Source organism: Amycolatopsis sp. NPDC045836 (assembly GCF_056431745.1).
Genome location: NZ_JBWKKF010000034.1, coordinates 18,651 through 35,560, shown reverse-complemented (window position 1 = coordinate 35,560; position 16,910 = coordinate 18,651). Strand labels below are relative to the sequence as shown.

The window sequence follows — 16,910 nt, the reverse complement described above, 5'->3', positions numbered from 1 at the left end:
CGCGCGGCCGGGGTTTCGACACCGTGACAACGGTTACCCCCCGAAGAGCGAAGCTTTTATCGGGGAGTGAGGAAAATGCAGAAACTCAAGGTGGTCTACCTCGGGGATTCCGCGGCCCTGCGGGAATTGTCGGCATGGGGTGACCGGCACGGCGTGCAGGCGGTGGAGAGCTCGGACGACGAAGCCGCCTGCGCGGTGGTCGACCAGTCGGCGTGGACCGCTTCAGCGACGGCGTTGAAACGGTTGCGCGAACGGCACCTGCCCTGCCTGTCCGTCTCCCGTGGCTGGTGCTTCCTCGCATCGGCGGTCGGCCGCGGCCTGAACCCGGTGGTGTGAAAGCGATGGACCTGACGAAGGTGGCCAGGGTGCTGGTCGGCGTGATCGGCCTGCTCTACCTGCTGCTCGGCGTGCTCGGCTTCACCGTGGCCGAGCAGCCGGGGCAGGTGGGGCCCGCCGGGGTGAACGCGGTGTGGATCTTCACCGTGAGCGCCGTGCAGAACGTGATCCACATCGTGCTCGGGCTGCTGGGCGTCGGCGCGGCGATCAAGCCGGCCGGGGTGCGCGTCTACGGCATGCTGCTGCTCGTCGTCGGCGTCGGGCTCACCGCGTTCGGCGTGCTGGCGACCAGCACCGACACGCCCGGTGACGTGCTCAACGTGAACGCGGCCGACAACTGGCTGCACGGGCTGACCGCGCTGGCCGGGCTGGCGATCCTGTTCAGCAAGACGCGCGCCACCGAGCGTGCCTGAGGCTCAGCCCGGGGTGGTCTCGCCCCCGAGCGGGGCGAGCACCTCCCCGGTGTAGTACGAGGACAGCTGGTTCGACGCGAAGAACACGTAGGACGGGGCGATCTCGTCCGGCTGCGCCGCCCGCTGGTAGGGCACCTGCTGCCCGAACTCGGCCACCTTCTCCTCGTCGAAGGTGGCCGGGATCAGCGGGGTCCACACCGGACCGGGGGCCACGCAGTTGATCCGGATGCCCTTGTCCGCCAGCGCCTGGGCCATCGAGTAGGTCCAGGCGTGGATGGCCCCCTTGGTGGCCGAGTAGTCGATGAGGGACTTGTTGCCGCGCAGCCCGTTGACCGAGCCGGTGTTGATGATGGCGTCACCCTCGCCCAGGTGCGGCAGGGCGGCGGCGGTGACCCGGAAGTAGCTGTGGATGTTGACGTCGAAGGTGCGCATCCACTGCTTCTCGGTCAGCTCTTCGGGCGAATCCACCGGCCACTGGGTGGCCACGTTGTTCACCAGGATGTCCAGGCCGCCGAGGGCGTCCACGGTCTGCCGCACCACCGCGGCGCACTGCTCGGCTTCGGCGAGGTCGCCGGGCAGGAGTTCGCAGCGGCGGCCCTCGGCGCGGACCAGTTCCGCGGTGTGCTCGGCGTCCTCGTGCTCGTCCAGGTAGGCGATCGCGACGTCGGCGCCCTCCTTGGCGAAGGCCACCGCCACCGCGCGGCCGATCCCGGAGTCCCCGCCGGTGATCAGCGCCCGGCGGCCGGCCAGCAGCTCCCGGCCGCGGTACTCGCGCATCTCGTCCTTCGGCCGCGGCCGCATGTCCCCGGTGGTGCCGGGCGGGTCCTGTCGCTGGGGTGGCTGGTTGTTGTCGTTCTCGGTCATGGCCGCCGGTTACCCCGGCCGGTGGCTGGGTAACCGGCGGCCATGACCGCACTACGAGCAGTGGCCCTGACCTGCAGCCTCAAGCCTTCGCCCGCGCCGTCGAGCACCGAACTGATGGCCCGGCAGGTGCTCGACGCGCTGCGCGGGCACGGGGTCGAGTGCGAGTCGGTGCGGGTGGTCGACCACGACGTGCGGCCGGGGGTGGAGAAGGACATGGGCGGCGGGGACGAGTGGCCGTCCATTCGCGACAAGGTGCTCGGCGCGGACATCCTGGTCCTCGCCTCCCCGACGTGGGTGGGGCACATGTCCAGCGTGGCGCAGCGGGTGCTGGAACGCCTCGACGCCGAACTGTCCGAAACCGACGACGAAGGCCGCCCGGTGATGTTCGGCAAGGTCGCGGTGACCGCGGTCGTCGGCAACGAGGACGGCGCGCACAAGATCACCGCCGACCTGTTCCAGGCGCTCAACGACACCGGTTTCACCATTCCGGCGCAGGGCGGTACCTACTGGAACGGCGAGGCGATGACCCCGGGCGACTACAACGACCTCGACGAAACCCCGGACGCGGTGGCCACCACCAACGCCACCCTCGCCCGCAACGCCGTCCACCTGGCCACCCTGCTCAAGACCCGGCAGTACCCGCCCAAGTAGTTCAGCGGCGGGTGGTGAGCAGGGCCAGCGCGCCCAGCACGCCGACGGCGGCGAAGGCGTAGAAGCCCCAGGGGTAGGCGAGGCCGGCGCTGAGCAGGCCGCCGCCGACCAGGGGGCCCGCGATGGCGCCCAGGCGGCCGATGCCCGCCGACCAGCCGAGGCCGGTGGCGCGGAAGGCGTCCCCGTAGGTCCGCCCGACGAAGGCGTAGACCAGCACCTGCGCGCTGAACACGAATCCGCCGGTGAGGAACACCGCCACGTACAACCCCGGCCCCGGCAGCTTGACGCTGAGCAGGGCGAGGAAGACCGCCGCCCCGGCGAACCAGCCGACGGCCGAGCCGCGCACGCCCACCCGGTCGGCGACCCGGCCCGCCACGAGCAGACCGGCCACCCCGCCGAGGTTCAGCGTCAGCAGCAGCCCCAGCGCCGCGCCGAGCGGGTAACCGGCCTGCCGCATGATCTCCGGCAGCCAGGTGTTCAGCCCGTAGACCAGCAGCAGGCCCATGAACGAGGTCACCCAGAACGCCAGGGTGGCCCGCAGCACGCCACCGCGGAACAGCCCCGCCACCGTCTCCGCCGGGCGGGTGCGCTCGAACGCGGCCGACTCCGGCAGGTGCCGCACCATCAGCGGCACCAGCGCGAGCGCGGGCAGCGCGCCGGCCACGAACATCGAGCGCCACCCCAGCAGCGGGATGAGCCAGATGCCGAGCAGCGCGGTGAGCACCGCGCCGACGTGGTAGCCGGTCATCAGCGTGGTGGTGGCGCTGCCCGCCCGCCCCCGCTTCGCGTGCTCGGTGACCAGGGCGATGGCCGTGGGCAGGCAGCCGCCGAGCCCGAGCCCGGCGACGAAGCGCAGCAGGCCGAACACCCACATCGACGGCGCGAGTGCACAGAGGACGGTGCAGGCGGAGAACAGCGTGACCGCCAGGATCAGCGCCCGGCGCCTGCCGATCACATCGGTGATGGTGCCGATCGCCAGCGCGCCGAGCGTCATGCCGACCAGGCCGGCGGTGGACACCGCCGCCGCCGAGGCCGGGGTGATGCCCCAGACGTGGTCGCGCAGCAGCACCGGCAGCACCGTGCCGAGCACCACCAGGTCGAAGCCGTCCAGCAGCACGGCCGTCCAGGCCAGCGGCACCACCCACGAGCGCGCTCGCGGCGGGGTCGCGGTCAGCTCGGCGGTCATCGGGGCCTCCCTGCCTCGTTCGGTATGCGCACAAGTATGCACAATACGAACGATCGAGCAAGGGGCGAACAGCACCCCGGTCGCCGACGCGAGGTTCGGGGCCCCGGCGCCGAGAGGCAGGCGCCCGCCACGGCCAGCACGCGGAGCCGCCCAGCGGAAGGCCCCAACGGTGCCGGGCACCGAGCCACCGGGAGGTCGCCGGCTCGCCACCGCAGAGCAGCGCACCGGAAAGGACGACCCCGTCGAGCCGGTGCCGCCGCGGGTTGAACACCGACGGGTCACCGGCCCGGGACGGCATCCGGCGGCGCCGGTACCGCCAGATGGACCAAGATCGCGGACCTGTTGCCGCACAAGGGTTTTCGCTGAAGCCGAGGCGGGCACCCAGGGCCCTGCGGGGGTCCGCTCAGCCAAAGAGCACGAGGAGAAGCCAATGCCCACGTGGGTAGTCGTCCTGATCGTCATCGCCGCGGTCGTCGTCGCCGGCGCGGTGGTCTGGCTGGTCATGCAGGAGGTGCAGCGCAAACGGCTGCAGCGCAGGTTCGGTCCCGAGTACGAACGGGCGGTCGCCGACCACGACAGCCCGCGCGCGGCCCAGCGGGAACTCGCCGCGCGGGAGAAGCGGCACAGCCAACTCGACATCCGGCCGCTCTCCCCGGAGGCCAAGGAGCGTTACACCCGGCAGTGGGCGGAGATCCAGGCGAAGTTCGTCGACCGCCCGTCGCCCGCGGTGGCCGACGCCGACCGCGTGCTGACCGAGCTGATGGCCGAGCGCGGTTACCCCACCGAGGGCTACGACCAGCAGCTGGCCGACCTGTCGGTCAAGCACTCGAAGACGCTCGACCACTACCGGCACGCGCACGAGACCATGGTCGGCCACGAGCAGAAGTCCACTGAGGAGCTGCGGGACGCGATGGTGCGCTACCGCACCGTTTTCGAGGACCTGCTGGAGGACGACGCGGCGGAGGACCGCCGCCACCACCAGCACGACGAGCAGCGCACCGAAGCCCCCAGGGAACACCACGACGCACGGAACGGCAGGTAGAACATGGAACGCCAGGAGAACTTGAGCACCAAGGACCTGCTCCCGGACGGGCACCGGACCCGGGAGTCCGATGTGGACACGCACGCGGACACGGTGCACACGATGGACACAGTGGACACCGCGGGTCCGGCGGACCGGCTGGGCACAGCGGACGACCTGCCCCCGGTACCCGACGGCCCGGAGACGGTCACCGAACCGGACGCCATTGCGGAGCAGGACCACGCCACCACCGGCACCACGTCCACCCCGGCGCACAGCAGCGAGGAGACCAACCAGCCGCTGTTCGCCGCCGACGAGGTGGACGGCTACCGCGAGAACTGGCGGGCCATCCAGACCGACTTCGTCGACGACCCGCAGCGCGCGGTCCGCGAAGCCGACGAACTGGTGGCCAAGGTGATCCAGTCGCTGGCGGCGACCTTCGCCGCGCACAAGAGCGAGCTGGAGGGCCAGTGGAGCCGCGGTGGTGAGGTGGCCACCGAGGACCTGCGCCAGGCGCTGCGCCAGTACCGCTCCTTCTTCAACCAGCTGCTGAGCACCTGAGCCCCGGCCAGGAAGGTGGCGTTCCCGGCGGAACGCCACCTTCCTGTCACCGGGCGGCCGGAGCGACCGCTTCGGCGTGCGCCTTCACCGCCCGCAGCGTGTGCTCGATGGACTCGGTGTTGAACCCGGGCCGGTCGGCCCGGCCGGTCACCCGCGGGCCGAGCACCCGGCGGACGAACCAGTTCCCGACGCGGTACCAGTGCTCGGTGAGCAGGCAGCCGCCACCGGAGGCGGCGAATTCGTAGGACCAGCGCGAAACCCGCACCCCGAACGGGGAACGCACGTCGAAGGTGAACCGGCGGCCGGGTGCGCACTCGACCACCCGAACCCGCGTCCGCCACTCCCGGGCACCGTTGCGGTTCGTGCCGCGGAACCGCGCGCCCGCCGCCGGACCGGTCGCCGGGGCCACCCAGCGCCCGCCCGCGTTCTCCGGGCTGAACCGGCCCATGCCCGGCAGGTCGGTGACCAGCGCCCAGACCGCCGCCACCGGGGCGTCGATCGCCACGCTCCGCGAAATGCTCGGCTCCACAACGGCAAACGATCCCAGCACCGGCGGCGCGGGACAAGCCGCGCCGCCGGAGTCCGCAAGGGCGGAGAACTCAGTCGGCCACCCAGCTGCCGTGGAAACCGAGCGGTACCGGCTTCGGCAGGTGGACGCGGGCCAGTGGTTTCGCGGTGAAGTCCCGCGCCGAGAGGATCACCAGGTCCGAGGCGTTGCGGTCGGGGTTGTGCACGTAGGCGAGCGCGTAACCGTCGTCCTCGGCCTTGCCGCGTGCCGACGGCACGAACACCGCCTCGCTCGTCGCCGCACCACGGCCGAACCGGTGCACCTCCGACCGCCCGCCCCGCAGGTCGTGCTTGATCAGCGCGTTGCCGAACGAACCGGACGGCTTGTCGAGGTAGACGTCGAGCAGTTCCCCCGGCGAGGCCGCGTAGCCGTAGCGGTGCCGCCGGGCGACGAGGTCCTCGTTGACCCGCGGGAACTCCTGCGGCCGGTCGTCGAGCACCTGCCGCCGCGCGCGCCCGCGGGCCAGGTCGACCGTCCAGCGCTCCAGCACCGGCGGTCCCGACGCCGAGGGCCCGCCGAAGCCCGGCTTGCCGGCCACCTCGAACGGCGCGGGCAGCGTGGTCAGGTCCACCACCACCGACGCACCGTGGTCGTAGGCGTTGAGCGTGTGCGAGTAGAACACCGGGTCCACGTCGAACCAGCGGACCGGCCCGCCGGAGCGCTTCACCACCCCCACCCTGGCCGGGTGGTTGACGTTCCACCGGTACGGCACCACCTTGCCCGGCTGCGGGTCGAAGGTGACCGGCACGTCGAAGAGCACCACGTGGCGTTCGGTGAGCGCGAAGTCGTGCATCATCGGGTTGCCGGACACCGGTATCCGGGTGGTCCGGACCACCCGCCCGGTCCGGTCGACCACCAGGTGCCGCACGTGGTCCCAGGCCGGGTAGTAGGTCACCGCGTGCAGTTCGTCGGCCCGGGGGTCGTACTTGGTGTGGGCGGTGTAGGCACCGTCGAGCGTGCCGCCGAAGTCGTGCGGGCCCAGCGTGTTCAGCTCGCCGTCGAGTTCGTACGGCGGTGGGCCGCTCTCCTGCAGCGCGAGGATGCGGCCGTGGTGGGTGATCACGTGCGTGTTGGGCGCGAAGTCGTCGGCGGGCACCGGCCACGGGTACGGCCGGCCCAGTTTCGCCGCCACGCTCGACGAGCGCACCCAGCGGTTGCGGTACCACTCGGCGCGCCCGTCGCGCAGCCGGACGCCGTGCACCATGCCCTCGCCCAGCATCCAGTGGTGCGCCCTCGGGTCCTCCAGCCCGAGCACGTTCGGCCCGGTGCGCAGGTAGCGCCCGGACAGCTCACGCGGGATGCGGCCGGTGACCGGCAGGTCGAAGGCGGTCACCTCCTCGCGCACCGGCGCGAAGGCCCCTTCGAGGAAGCGGTGCCGCTCCCCCGCCGGCTTCGCGGTGCCGATGGTCGCGTCCTCGGCCGAAGCGGCCCCGTTGGTGGCGTACGTGGCGGCGACCCCGCCGGCGGCCAGCGCGGCCGCTCCCCGGAGCACGTTCCGCCGGTTCGGTTCGGTCATGAGTGGATCCCCCTGCGTGCAGTCAAACTGTGTAAGACACGAACAGTTTATGCCTTTACCAGTTTCGGATGCAAGGATGATCCGGTGAACGAGGAGCTTCTGGAGTTGCTGCCACCCGGCACCGCACTGGCGTGGGGGCACGGCCCGGCGCCCCGGCGCGGGCCGAAACCGGCCTACCGCGTCGAGCAGATCGTCGAGGCGGCCGTCGCCCAGGCCGACGCCGAGGGCTTCGAGGCGCTGTCCATGCCGTCGATCGCCAAACGCCTCGGCATCACCGCGAACGCCCTCTACCGCTACCTGCGGTCCAAGGAGGAACTGCTGGTCCTGGTCGCCGAGGCCGGCTGGGGCCCGCCGCCGGAGCCGCTGGCGGGCGACTGGCGCGAGGCGGTCACCACCTGGGCCCACGCCCTGCTGGACCGGTGCCGGAAGCACCCGTGGCTGATCCAGGTGCCGGTGCGCGGCGGCCCGACCACGCCGAACCTGCTGCGGTGGCTGGAGGTGTTCCTGGAGGCGATGGCGGGCTCCGGCCTGAGCACCGGCGACGCCGTCGGCTGCGCGGTGCTGGTCGACGGCTGGGTGCGCAGCACGGCGGCGCTGGTCCGCGACGTGCGCACCAGCGCGTCCCGCGAGCACACCGGAGCGCTGGGCGAATTCCTGCTGCCCCTGCTGCGCGAGCGCGGTTACCCGCGGGTCGCCGCGGTGTTCGGCGAGGCCGACTACGGCGGCGACGGCATCCAGAAGGCCGACGTCGACTTCGGCCTCACCCGCATCCTCGACGGCATCGAAGCACTCATCAACCGCAGTTGACGGAGTGAGCGGCTGTCCGGCAGCCTCTACGAAGTCATGTCCCCGGCCTGAACCCGCTGGTCCCCCGTGTCTCCGGTGTCCCGGGTGTCCCCGTCAGCCTGATCACGCGCCACCGAGTCGTAGATCGGCGTCGGTTCCTCGTCCGCCCCCTGCTTCCCCTCACGCACTGCCATGCCTCCAGTCTCCGACACGGCCTCCCGGCACGCAGGCACAGGGGGTGAACACCCTCCGGGTGAGGGAGGTGGCGGCCGGGTTCATTCCCGGTAGCGCTCCAGGTACCGGCGGGTGACGTCGGCCTCGGCGGCTTCCTTGGCTTCCGCGCGGATCCGCTTGCCGGTGCCGCGTGGATAGCCGTGCTTGGCCAGCCGGTGCTCCCCGCTCTCCTCGACGTAGGCGAAGGAGTAGAAGTACCCGACCAGCGCGGCCATCAGCACCAGCGCCAGGCGCAGGCCCAGCGGCCCAGGCAGCAGCAGCCAGACCGAGACGAGCGGCAGGATCAGCACCGTGCTGCGCGCGGCGTGGCGCAGCAGCCAGGTCTTGGCCGTGACGTCGTGCAGCACCCATTCGCGATACCGGCCGGGCAGCCGGGCACCGAGGGCGTACCAGAGCCACAGCACCGGGTTGGGTCGCTTCCGCATGCCGCTAGCGTACGCTAACAGTTAGTGCGTTAACCATTAGTGTGCCGGAGGAAACACCGTGGCCGAAATCGATCTGGGGCCGAACCCGCTCGCGCTGGAGCGGCAGGTCTGCTTCGCCCTGTCCATCGCGTCCAGGTCGGTCATCGCGATCTACCGGCCGCTGCTGGAGCCGCACGGGCTCACCCACCCCCAGTACCTGGTGCTGCTGGCGCTGTGGGACAGCTCCCCGCGCACGGTCAAGGACCTGGCCACCACCCTGCGGCAGGACCCGGCCACCCTCTCCCCGCTGCTCAAGCGGCTGGAGGGCATCGGCTACCTGACCCGGCGGCGGAACGCGGACAACGAGCGCGAGCTGTCGGTCGAGCTCACCGACGCCGGGCGGCGGCTGCGGGCCGAGGCGGAGAAGATCCCGTACCGCGTGGTCGAGCAGCTGGGCATGGAACCGGGCGAGCTGGAGGCGCTGCACGCCGTGCTGACCAGGGTCATCGAGGCGACGCGGGTTTAGTCGCGGGCGGGGCGGGGTACTCCCGGTTGATTTGTGCCCGTTCCACAGCGAGGTCCCCCGCTCATGAGCCACCCGGACGCCCAGCCCCCGCCTGAGCCGTCCGCGCCCGCCGAGTCACTGGACGGCCTGCGAACGCGCATCGGCCAGTACAGCCGCCAGCTCGCCCAGCACGGCGAGCGGCTCGACGAGCACGCCAGGGACCTCGACCAGCTGCAGGACGACCTGGCCACGCTGGCCCGGCAGATCGCCGCGGGCCTCGAGCGGCGGGCGGAACCCTCGGGCAGCTGACCGCCGAACGGCGGCCGACCGGATGCCTGCGCCCCCCGGCTTGACGACATCCGGCCGCCGCCGTTCCTTGCGTCGCCAGGCAGTCCGCTCCTGGCGCCGGTTACCGGCATACCGGGTGCCGACCGGCTGAGGGGAAGGTAAGGCGCCCACTGAGGGAAGGCTCAGTGGGCCGCTTCTCACCCGTTTGGCGGCCACCGGGCAGCGGCCGGTGCCACCCATCGTGTTAGCTGAGTCCGTGGCCGAGTTCGACGTCTCTTACCAGCAGCGGCTCAACGACGCCGTCGCGGTGATCCGAGGGCGGTGGACTATCGCGGTGCTGGCCACGCTCGCGCTGCGGGAGACGCAGTACACCGACCTGCTCACCACCATCAACGACAACGAACAACGCTCGGCCGGCGACGCCACCCGCCGCCCGCTGTCGGACCGCGTGCTGACCGACACCCTGCGCCGCGCCCGCGAGCACGACCTGATCGAACGACGCGGGGGCACCGGCAACTTCAGCTCGGTCTGGTACCGCCTCACCCCGAAGGGCCGGGCCCTGCTGCGCGCCGTGCGCCCCCTACTGGAATGGGCACACGAATACAGCGACTCCGGCGCCGACGCCGCTGCTCTGCGCAGCCTGAACATCTGACCCACTCCGCCGCTCGGAGACCACGACCGCTCTCCCCGCCGCGCCAGGGACCCCGCGCCCCACCCCCGCTCCCTTCGGCACCCCGAAACCGACCGCCGAACTGCTCACTCGCCATCGGCGCCCCGAACAGGTAGCCAGCCCCGACCTCCCACCGGCGACCCAGCACCGGTAGCCAGGCACCCACCACCGTCGGCGACCCAACCAGCAGCCAGGCACTTACCCCGCCCTCCCCGCCAACAGGCAGCCAGACATCCCACCAACCCCCATCACCGCCTCCCCACCAACCGCCGGCCGGTACCCCACCCAACCCACCGCCACCACCCAACCCACCGCCACCAGCCGACCAACCACCAGCCGGACACCCCACCACGCCCATCACCACCAGCCAACCAACCACCAGCCGGACACCCCACCGCCCCCATCACCACCCAGCCCCACCCCAAAGCCCAAGACACGGCGGAGGGTGAGCTGGTCAAGGCATCCTTTCCCGCCTTGACCAGCTCACCCTCGCCGTGGTCACACTGGAAAACCGGGGTGGGACCCCGAGGGCAATCAACCCAACCCCACCGAAAGCACCTTGTCCCGCCCCGCACTCTTCGCCGCGAACAACGCGTTGTCCGCCGCGAGCAGGACGTCCTCCACCGTCTCCCCCGCCTGCGGGCAAGCCGCCGCGCCGATCGAGACGGTCAGCCGCAGCCGGGACGCCCGGGCGCCCACCACCGCCTCGTCCATCCGGTGTTCCCGGATGGCCACCCGGATGCGCTCGGCGACCTCGGCCGCCGCCCGCACCCCCGTCTCCGGCAGCAGCACCACGAACTCCTCACCGCCGAAGCGGCCGCACAGGTCGTACCGCCGGACCTCGGCGCGCATCAGGTCGGCGACCGCGCGCAGCACCTGATCGCCCACCAGGTGCCCGAGTTCGTCGTTGACGTGCTTGAAGTGGTCGAGATCCACCATCAGCACGCTGATCTGCGTGCCGTTCCGCCGCGCCCGCTCGAACTCGGTGGCCGCCAGGCTGTGCCAGCTGGACGCGTTGAGCAGCCCGGTCTTGTGGTCGGTGGTGGCCGCGTACTCCAGCTGGCGCACCAGCACGCTGCGGTGCAGCACGTACAGCGGCGGCAGCACCAGCACGACCAGCCACGGCCGCCACAGCACCAGCGCCGCGACCAGCACACCGACACAGAGCGTAGCCACCTCGAGGCTGTTCTCGCTCCACGCGCCCGCCAATCGCGCCGGTGACCGTTCCCCGCGCGACAAAAAGATCACCGCGGCCACCAGAGTGGAATTCACCAGCCAGTAAACGGCGATGATCGCGATGAGCGGAAGCAGCCCTTCCGGCCGCGCCGCACCGGCAATTCCGCCGCCGGGCAAAACGGTGGACAGAAAAGCGACCGCGGTGCACGACAAGATCACCACGCAGGCGCTGAACACCACCCGGAACACCTGCATTCCGGCGACCCGGCGCCAGCTCCGCCACCACAGGTGCAGGTACAGCACGACGGTCACCGAAGCGGCCAGTGCCGGTGGCACGAGCAGTGCCGCGGCCATGGTCCAGACCGAGGTCATGTTGACGTGCGGGGCGTCGGCGAACTGGCGCCGCAGGCGCTCCACCCCGCGGGTCACCTCGGCGGACACCACGCCGAGCGCCACCAGCACGGCGGCCAGCCCGGCTCCGGCCGTGCCGCCGAACGGGCGGAAAAGGCTGATCGCGACAAGCGAAACCGCCACCGCTTCCACGCCCAGCACATAACCGAGCACCGGGCGCGGCAATGACCACACCTTCCACTTTCCGGGCCTTTTCCCCGGTGAAGCAGCAACTGACTGATCAGTCATCCGGTGAACCTCAAACCTTCATACTGAGTGCGCTTGCGTCCCGGCAGTCCATTCGCTGTGAGGAGGTCCCCGCCATGGGTAACAAAGACTGGTGAGCCGTGAGATCGGAATCGGGTCCGCTCCCGTCGCGGGGGCGGGCCCGCCCGATTCCGAGCACCGTCGCGAGCACCACCGCGAGCAGCCCCGCGGCGGCGATCACCCGGAACGGCCCGGCGGCGTCGGCGGCCAGTCCGGCGGCCAGCACGGCTACCCCCTGTGAGCAGTAGAGGACCGTCGCCATCCGCCCCATCACCGTACCCAGCCGGTGGTCCGGCACCGCTTCCACCACCATCTCCTGAGTCTGGAGCAGGTACGCCGTCGAGAAAACACCCGACGCGGCCCAGCACAACACCGACAGCACCAGGCCGGGGGCGAATTCGCACAGCACCAGCGGCACCCCGCCCGCCACGGCGAGCCCGGCCGCGGCGCCCGGCGACGCGGGCACCCGGAACCGCGCGGTCAGCCAGGCTCCGGCCACACTGCCCAGCGGATCGGCGGCCAGCAGCAGGCCGACGCCGACCGCGGCGGCACCCAGGCCGTCCGCGTACGGCGCGGCGAGCCCCTCCGGGACCACGTACAACCCCACCAGCGACACCAGGGCGTACAGGGTGACCAGCTTGCGGCGATCGGCCGTCCCGGTCCCGCTCCCGGAGACGGTCGCCGCAGCCGCCGGCCGGTGCCGCACCCCGGCCCGGATGAGGAGCGCGCTGAGCAGGAAGGTCAGCCCGTTCAGCCCGAGCGCGAGGTGGGGTTCGAGCACGGCCAGCAGCGCCCCGCCACCGGCGAACCCGGCGAGCTGCGCACCCTGCCCGGTCACCTGCCGCAGCGCGAGCGCCTGCGCGTACTGCTCCCCCGGCACGATCCGCGGCAGCAGCGCCATGGCCGCGGCCTTGACCGGCCCGGCGGCCACGCTGAGCAGGGCGACGCAGGCCCACAGCACCGGCAGCGGCAGGCCGGGCACCGCCATCAGCATCGCCAGGCCCGCGCGCAGGCAGTCGGTCACCACCAGCACCGCCCGCCGGGGGAGCCGGTCGGCCAGGCCGGAGAGCAGGAACCCGCCGAGCACCGAGGGCACGAAGGTCAGCGCGTAGGTGAGCGCGGTCAACGCCGCCGAGGAGGTGCGGTCGAAGACCAGCACCGCCAGCGCGACCCTGGCGAGCTGGTCCCCGGCCACCGACAGCAGTTCGGCGGCCCAGAGCGCGCGGAACTCGTGCACCCGCAACGGCGCGCTCAGTGCCCGGCGTCCGGTCATGTCCCTGCCTCTCCGTACCCGGTCAACTACGATAACCGACTGCAGAGCGGCGCTGTATTGGTCGTTATACACCCCGCTGCTCGGACTGGCGCCGGCTCGCAGCAGCCAGGAACCCGGCGGCCCGCCGCCGCAGGGCGGCCAGGTCACCGCCGTCGCAGGCATCCCCGGTCAGCGGACCGCCCACCCCGACGGCCACGGCACCGGCTTCCAGGTACTTCGGCACGTCGTCCAGGCCGACCCCGCCGACGGGCACAAGTGCCAGTTCCGGGAACGGCCCGCGAAGGGCGGAGACGTAGGCGGGCCCCAGGTGTTCGGCCGGGAACAGCTTCACCGCGGTGGCGCCCGCCCGGTGCGCGGCCTGCACCTCGGTCGGGGTCATCGCCCCGGCCAGCACCGGCAGGCCCAGCTCGACCGCCGCGGTCACGCCCTCGCCCAGGGCCGGGGTAACCGCGTAGGCGGCCCCGGCGTCCCTGGCCCGCCGCGCGTCCTCGGCGGTGAGCACGGTTCCGGCGCCGATCGCCGCGCCACCGGCTTTCGCCGCGACGTTCTCCAGCACGGTCAGCGCACCGGCGGAGGTGAGCGAGACCTCCAGGAGCCGCACCCCGGCGTCGACCAGGGTGAGCGCGGCGCGCTCGGCGGCCACCGGGTCGCTGCCCCGGATGATCGCCAGCAGCCGGTGTTCGGTCAGCGGGTCCAGCATGTCCTCACCATTCCGCGAACGAGCCGTCGGGGTGCCGCCACACCGGCGAGCGCCACCGGTGCCCGGTGGCGTCCGCCCGGCGGACCGCGTCCTCGTCGATGTCGATGCCCAGCCCCGGCGCCGTCCAGCGGTGGACGCAGCCGTCGCGGAAGGCGAACGGCGCCGGGTCGAGCAGGTAGTCGAGCAGTTCCGCCCCCCGGTTGTAGTGGATGCCGATGCTCTGCTCCTGGATGAGGAAGTTCGGTGTGGCGAAGGCCACCTGCAGGCTCGCGGCGAGCGCGAGCGGGCCGAGCGGGCAGTGCGGGGCGAGCAGGGCGTCGAAGGTTTCGGCGAGCGAGGCGATGCGCCGCACCTCCGAGATGCCACCGGCGTGCGACAGGTCGGGCTGCACCACGGCCACCCCGGCGGTGAGCACGGGCAGGAAGTCGGTGCGGGAGAACAGCCGCTCCCCGCAGGCGATCGGCACCGGGCTGGCCGCGACCACGTCCGCCAGCCGGTGCGGGTACTCGGGCAGCACCGGTTCCTCGACGAACAGCGGGTGCAGCCCGGCCAGTTCCGGGATGACCCGGCGGGCACCCGCCGCGGTGAACCGGCCGTGGAAGTCGACGGCGACGTCGTTCTCCTCCCCGAGCACCTCGCGCACCGCGGCCAGCCGGTCGACCACCGCGCGGGTTTCGTCCCGGCCGGGGATGCGGCCGATCCGGCCGCAGGCGTTCATCTTCACCGCGGTCAGCCCGGCGTCGAGCTGCGCGGCGGCGGCCTCGGCGACGGCGGCCGGTTCGTCACCGCCGATCCAGCCGTAGACGCGGACCCGGTCGCGGACCGCGCCGCCGAGCAACTGGTGCACCGGCACGCCGAGCGACTTGCCGAGGATGTCCCAGAGCGCCTGGTCGATGCCCGCGACGGCACTGGAGAGCACCGGGCCACCGCGGTAGAAGCTGCCCTTCGTCAACTGCTGCCACAGGTCCTCGACGCGCCGGGGGTCCTGGCCGATGAGCAGTTCGCTCAGTTCCCCCACCGCGGCCCGCACGGTGCCCGCGCGCCCTTCCACCACCGGTTCTCCCCAGCCGACAACGCCTTCGTCGGTGCCGATGCGGCAGAACAGCCACCGCGGCGGCACCAGGAACGTCTCCACGGTGGTGATCTTCACGCGGTCTCCTCCCGCACGGCGGCAACACTGTGAAAACACAGGATAGGCAAACCGCCGCGTCGGCGCGCCGGTCGCGATCTCCGTGCTTTCCGTTGCCACCAACTGTTGTTCGCCACCGCCGCCGAGGACGCCTACCTCACCTTCCGGTGGCTGGTGGTGCTCGCGGTTCCGGAAGCGCTGCACGGCAAGGGATCGTGCTCGGCCTGACCGACGAGCCCGCCGTCGCCGACCCGCGTTTCACCTACGCACCCTGCCTGGCTGACTGACCGTGCCACCGCGGTCGGCGGGAACCGGGTGCGGTCTGTGCAACCGCAGGATCACCCGAGGACGAATGGCAGTTTCTCGGCCAGATCGCCCAGAGCGGCTCGTTCGGTCTCGTCCGGGGTGCGCCTGCCGGTGCCGATGAGCAAGGCGTCCTTGTCGGTGAAGGAAGCGGGGAACGGGGTTCCGGCGATTTCCTCCAGCATGGCGCGGGTCCGGGCGACGCACTCGGCGGGCGGGCCGGCCGCGTCCGGCAGGTGCGCGATCAGGTCCAGGTGGTGCAGCGTCCATTCCAGGACGTAGGCGGACAGGTAGTCCCCCGCGGTGAGCACCATGTCCTGGGTGCTCACCCGCATCGACCGGTCGGCCAGCTCCGCGGCCCGCCCGGCGGCCGAGCCGACGTCGTCGAGGTGGAACTTGAGCAGGCCGGGGTCCCCGTACGCGGCGGCCAGCCGGACGATCAGCGCGTCGAGCGGGTCGTCGCCGGCGGGCGGGGTCCGGCTGACCCGCCAGTAGCCGACCGCGTCGCGGGTCGGCTCGGCGTCGGCGGGGGTGACCAGGGTGATCAGCACGTCCTGCGCGTCGATCACCAAGTGGCACACCAGATCCCGGACGAGCCAGCCCGCGCAGCCGGACGGCTGGGCGAACTCCTCGTCGGTGAGGCCGGCGACCGCGGCGCGCAACGCCGACCAGGACTGCGAGAAGAGATCCACGGGGAAAACCTAGCCCAGCTGGATGATCCGCGTCAGCGTTTCGCCGGTGGTCGCCGCGGTCGCCTGGTACAGCAGGCGCGGCACGGCGTCCCGCAGCGCGCGCACCGCCCGCGACGGTTCCACGTCACGCCGGTAGGCCAGCCGCACCGTGCGGGTGAGCCCGGGTCCGGCGAACCGGGTGATGCGGAACCGGTCGCCGACCACGGTGCCCGGCACCACCGCCAGTCCGATCCCGGCCCGGACGAATTCCAGCACGGCGTCCATTTCGCCGCCTTCGATCGCGAAATCCGGTTCGAAACCCTCGGCGCGGCAGGCTTCCACGGTCGCCTCGCGCAGGTCGTACCCGCGGCGGAACATCACCAGCGGCTGCCCGCGCAGTTCCCGGATCTTCATCCGCGACCCCGGCACCGGCGCCGGCGCGTCCTTCGGTGAGATCACCACCAGTTCCTCGACGAACAACGGCACGGTGGACAGCCGGTGGTCGTCGTGCACCCGCGAGTCGACGATCATCGCCAGGTCGAGCGCGCCCTCCGAAAGCGCCGCCTGCAGGTCCCGCGAACCGCCTTCCTGCAGCACGAGTTCGATGCCGGGGTACTTGCCGCGGAAGGTGGCCAGCAGGCGCGGCAGCACGCCGGTGCACAGGCTCGGCGTGGCCCCGAACCGCACCCGGCCGCGCCCCAGCTCGTCGAGTTCGCGCACCGCGCGGTAGGCCGCGTCGACCTCGGCGAGGACGCGGCGGGCGATCGGCAGCAGCGTCTCCCCCGCCTCGGTGAGCGTGACGTTGCCGCGGATGCGGTGGAACAGCGTCGCGCCGACGTCGCGTTCGAGGGCCTTCACCTGCTGGGACAACGAGGGCTGCGCCACCCGCATCTGCTCGGCGGCCTGGGTGAAGTGCCGCGTCTCGGCGACCGCGACGAAGTAGGCCAGCTGCTGGAACTGCATACCACATCATAGGCCATCTCTATCGTCACCAGAGC

At 72.0% G+C, this 16,910-nt stretch carries 21 protein-coding genes; 9 read left to right on the top strand and 12 right to left on the bottom strand.

Annotation, left to right across the window (positions count from 1 at the left end; translation table 11 throughout):
* Positions 1 to 75: 75 nt before the first annotated feature.
* Both AC07EG_RS37725 and AC07EG_RS37720 read left to right on the top strand, forming a co-directional pair.
* Positions 76 to 336 carry a hypothetical protein gene (locus AC07EG_RS37725; RefSeq protein ID WP_478258068.1) on the top strand — a complete coding sequence of 87 codons (261 nt, stop codon included), beginning with the start codon at positions 76 to 78 and terminating at the stop codon, positions 334 to 336.
* A 5-nt stretch (positions 337 to 341) separates the two neighbouring features.
* Entirely contained in the window at positions 342 to 749 is a 408-nt protein-coding gene (locus AC07EG_RS37720; protein WP_478258067.1) for a DUF4383 domain-containing protein, read from the top strand.
* A gap of 3 nt (positions 750 to 752) precedes the next feature.
* Here the strand turns inward: AC07EG_RS37720 and AC07EG_RS37715 are convergent, their stop codons facing one another.
* On the bottom strand, positions 753 to 1,613 hold the full coding sequence (locus AC07EG_RS37715; protein ID WP_478258066.1) for an SDR family oxidoreductase: 861 nt from the start codon (positions 1,611 to 1,613) through the stop codon (positions 753 to 755).
* 42 nt (positions 1,614 to 1,655) lie between these two features.
* On the opposite strand from AC07EG_RS37715, the gene AC07EG_RS37710 reads away from it, so the two are divergent.
* Complete coding sequence (locus AC07EG_RS37710) at positions 1,656 to 2,264, top strand: flavodoxin family protein (protein WP_478258065.1); 609 nt, start codon at positions 1,656 to 1,658, stop codon at positions 2,262 to 2,264.
* Position 2,265: 1 nt separating this feature from the next.
* On the opposite strand, the gene AC07EG_RS37705 is transcribed toward AC07EG_RS37710, so the two are convergent.
* On the bottom strand, positions 2,266 to 3,450 hold the full coding sequence (locus AC07EG_RS37705; protein ID WP_478258064.1) for an MFS transporter: 1,185 nt from the start codon (positions 3,448 to 3,450) through the stop codon (positions 2,266 to 2,268).
* Between the two features lie 430 nt (positions 3,451 to 3,880).
* On the opposite strand from AC07EG_RS37705, the gene AC07EG_RS37700 reads away from it, so the two are divergent.
* Both AC07EG_RS37700 and AC07EG_RS37695 read left to right on the top strand, forming a co-directional pair.
* Positions 3,881 to 4,492: a hypothetical protein gene (locus AC07EG_RS37700; RefSeq protein WP_478258063.1), complete on the top strand. Its 612-nt coding sequence runs from the start codon at positions 3,881 to 3,883 to the stop codon at positions 4,490 to 4,492.
* 21 nt (positions 4,493 to 4,513) lie between these two features.
* Positions 4,514 to 5,032, top strand: coding sequence for a hypothetical protein (locus AC07EG_RS37695; RefSeq protein WP_478258062.1), 519 nt, complete (start codon positions 4,514 to 4,516; stop codon positions 5,030 to 5,032).
* Between the two features lie 46 nt (positions 5,033 to 5,078).
* Here AC07EG_RS37695 and AC07EG_RS37690 read toward each other — a convergent pair whose 3' ends face one another.
* Positions 5,079 to 5,561: an SRPBCC family protein gene (locus AC07EG_RS37690; RefSeq protein ID WP_478258061.1), complete on the bottom strand. Its 483-nt coding sequence runs from the start codon at positions 5,559 to 5,561 to the stop codon at positions 5,079 to 5,081.
* Between the two features lie 70 nt (positions 5,562 to 5,631).
* Positions 5,632 to 7,116, bottom strand: coding sequence for a carotenoid oxygenase family protein (locus AC07EG_RS37685; protein ID WP_478258060.1), 1,485 nt, complete (start codon positions 7,114 to 7,116; stop codon positions 5,632 to 5,634).
* An 84-nt stretch (positions 7,117 to 7,200) separates the two neighbouring features.
* Between AC07EG_RS37685 and AC07EG_RS37680 the strand changes: the two genes are divergently transcribed.
* Positions 7,201 to 7,923, top strand: a complete 723-nt coding sequence (locus tag AC07EG_RS37680; RefSeq protein ID WP_478258059.1) for a TetR/AcrR family transcriptional regulator — start codon at positions 7,201 to 7,203, stop codon at positions 7,921 to 7,923.
* Positions 7,924 to 7,949: 26 nt separating this feature from the next.
* Here the strand turns inward: AC07EG_RS37680 and AC07EG_RS37675 are convergent, their stop codons facing one another.
* On the bottom strand, positions 7,950 to 8,096 hold the full coding sequence (locus AC07EG_RS37675; protein ID WP_478258058.1) for a hypothetical protein: 147 nt from the start codon (positions 8,094 to 8,096) through the stop codon (positions 7,950 to 7,952).
* A gap of 81 nt (positions 8,097 to 8,177) precedes the next feature.
* Positions 8,178 to 8,561 (bottom strand): DUF5313 family protein, encoded by a 384-nt coding sequence (locus AC07EG_RS37670; protein ID WP_478258057.1) that lies wholly within the window; start codon positions 8,559 to 8,561, stop codon positions 8,178 to 8,180.
* A gap of 58 nt (positions 8,562 to 8,619) precedes the next feature.
* Between AC07EG_RS37670 and AC07EG_RS37665 the strand changes: the two genes are divergently transcribed.
* The 3 genes from AC07EG_RS37665 to AC07EG_RS37655 all read left to right on the top strand — a co-directional run bounded on the left by AC07EG_RS37665 (position 8,620) and on the right by AC07EG_RS37655 (position 9,985).
* Positions 8,620 to 9,066 carry a MarR family winged helix-turn-helix transcriptional regulator gene (locus AC07EG_RS37665; RefSeq protein WP_478258056.1) on the top strand — a complete coding sequence of 149 codons (447 nt, stop codon included), beginning with the start codon at positions 8,620 to 8,622 and terminating at the stop codon, positions 9,064 to 9,066.
* Positions 9,067 to 9,129: 63 nt separating this feature from the next.
* The gene (locus tag AC07EG_RS37660) at positions 9,130 to 9,354 is read left to right on the top strand and encodes a hypothetical protein (RefSeq protein WP_478258055.1); all 225 of its coding nucleotides are present in this window, start codon (positions 9,130 to 9,132) and stop codon (positions 9,352 to 9,354) included.
* A gap of 235 nt (positions 9,355 to 9,589) precedes the next feature.
* Positions 9,590 to 9,985, top strand: coding sequence for a winged helix-turn-helix transcriptional regulator (locus AC07EG_RS37655; protein ID WP_478258054.1), 396 nt, complete (start codon positions 9,590 to 9,592; stop codon positions 9,983 to 9,985).
* Between the two features lie 552 nt (positions 9,986 to 10,537).
* Here the strand turns inward: AC07EG_RS37655 and AC07EG_RS37650 are convergent.
* The 6 genes from AC07EG_RS37650 to AC07EG_RS37625 form a co-directional block, all read right to left on the bottom strand.
* The gene (locus AC07EG_RS37650) at positions 10,538 to 11,755 is read right to left on the bottom strand and encodes a GGDEF domain-containing protein (RefSeq protein ID WP_478258053.1); all 1,218 of its coding nucleotides are present in this window, start codon (positions 11,753 to 11,755) and stop codon (positions 10,538 to 10,540) included.
* A 73-nt stretch (positions 11,756 to 11,828) separates the two neighbouring features.
* The gene (locus tag AC07EG_RS37645) at positions 11,829 to 13,109 is read right to left on the bottom strand and encodes an MFS transporter (RefSeq protein WP_478258052.1); all 1,281 of its coding nucleotides are present in this window, start codon (positions 13,107 to 13,109) and stop codon (positions 11,829 to 11,831) included.
* Positions 13,110 to 13,173: 64 nt separating this feature from the next.
* Positions 13,174 to 13,809 carry a bifunctional 4-hydroxy-2-oxoglutarate aldolase/2-dehydro-3-deoxy-phosphogluconate aldolase gene (locus AC07EG_RS37640; protein WP_478258051.1) on the bottom strand — a complete coding sequence of 212 codons (636 nt, stop codon included), beginning with the start codon at positions 13,807 to 13,809 and terminating at the stop codon, positions 13,174 to 13,176.
* A gap of 4 nt (positions 13,810 to 13,813) precedes the next feature.
* Complete coding sequence (gene dgoD, locus AC07EG_RS37635) at positions 13,814 to 14,959, bottom strand: galactonate dehydratase (protein WP_478258050.1); 1,146 nt, start codon at positions 14,957 to 14,959, stop codon at positions 13,814 to 13,816.
* 317 nt (positions 14,960 to 15,276) lie between these two features.
* Positions 15,277 to 15,933: a maleylpyruvate isomerase N-terminal domain-containing protein gene (locus tag AC07EG_RS37630; RefSeq protein WP_478258049.1), complete on the bottom strand. Its 657-nt coding sequence runs from the start codon at positions 15,931 to 15,933 to the stop codon at positions 15,277 to 15,279.
* A 9-nt stretch (positions 15,934 to 15,942) separates the two neighbouring features.
* A complete protein-coding gene (locus tag AC07EG_RS37625; protein WP_478258048.1) occupies positions 15,943 to 16,875 on the bottom strand; it encodes a LysR family transcriptional regulator in 933 nt (310 codons plus the stop codon).
* Positions 16,876 to 16,910: the final 35 nt, after the last annotated feature.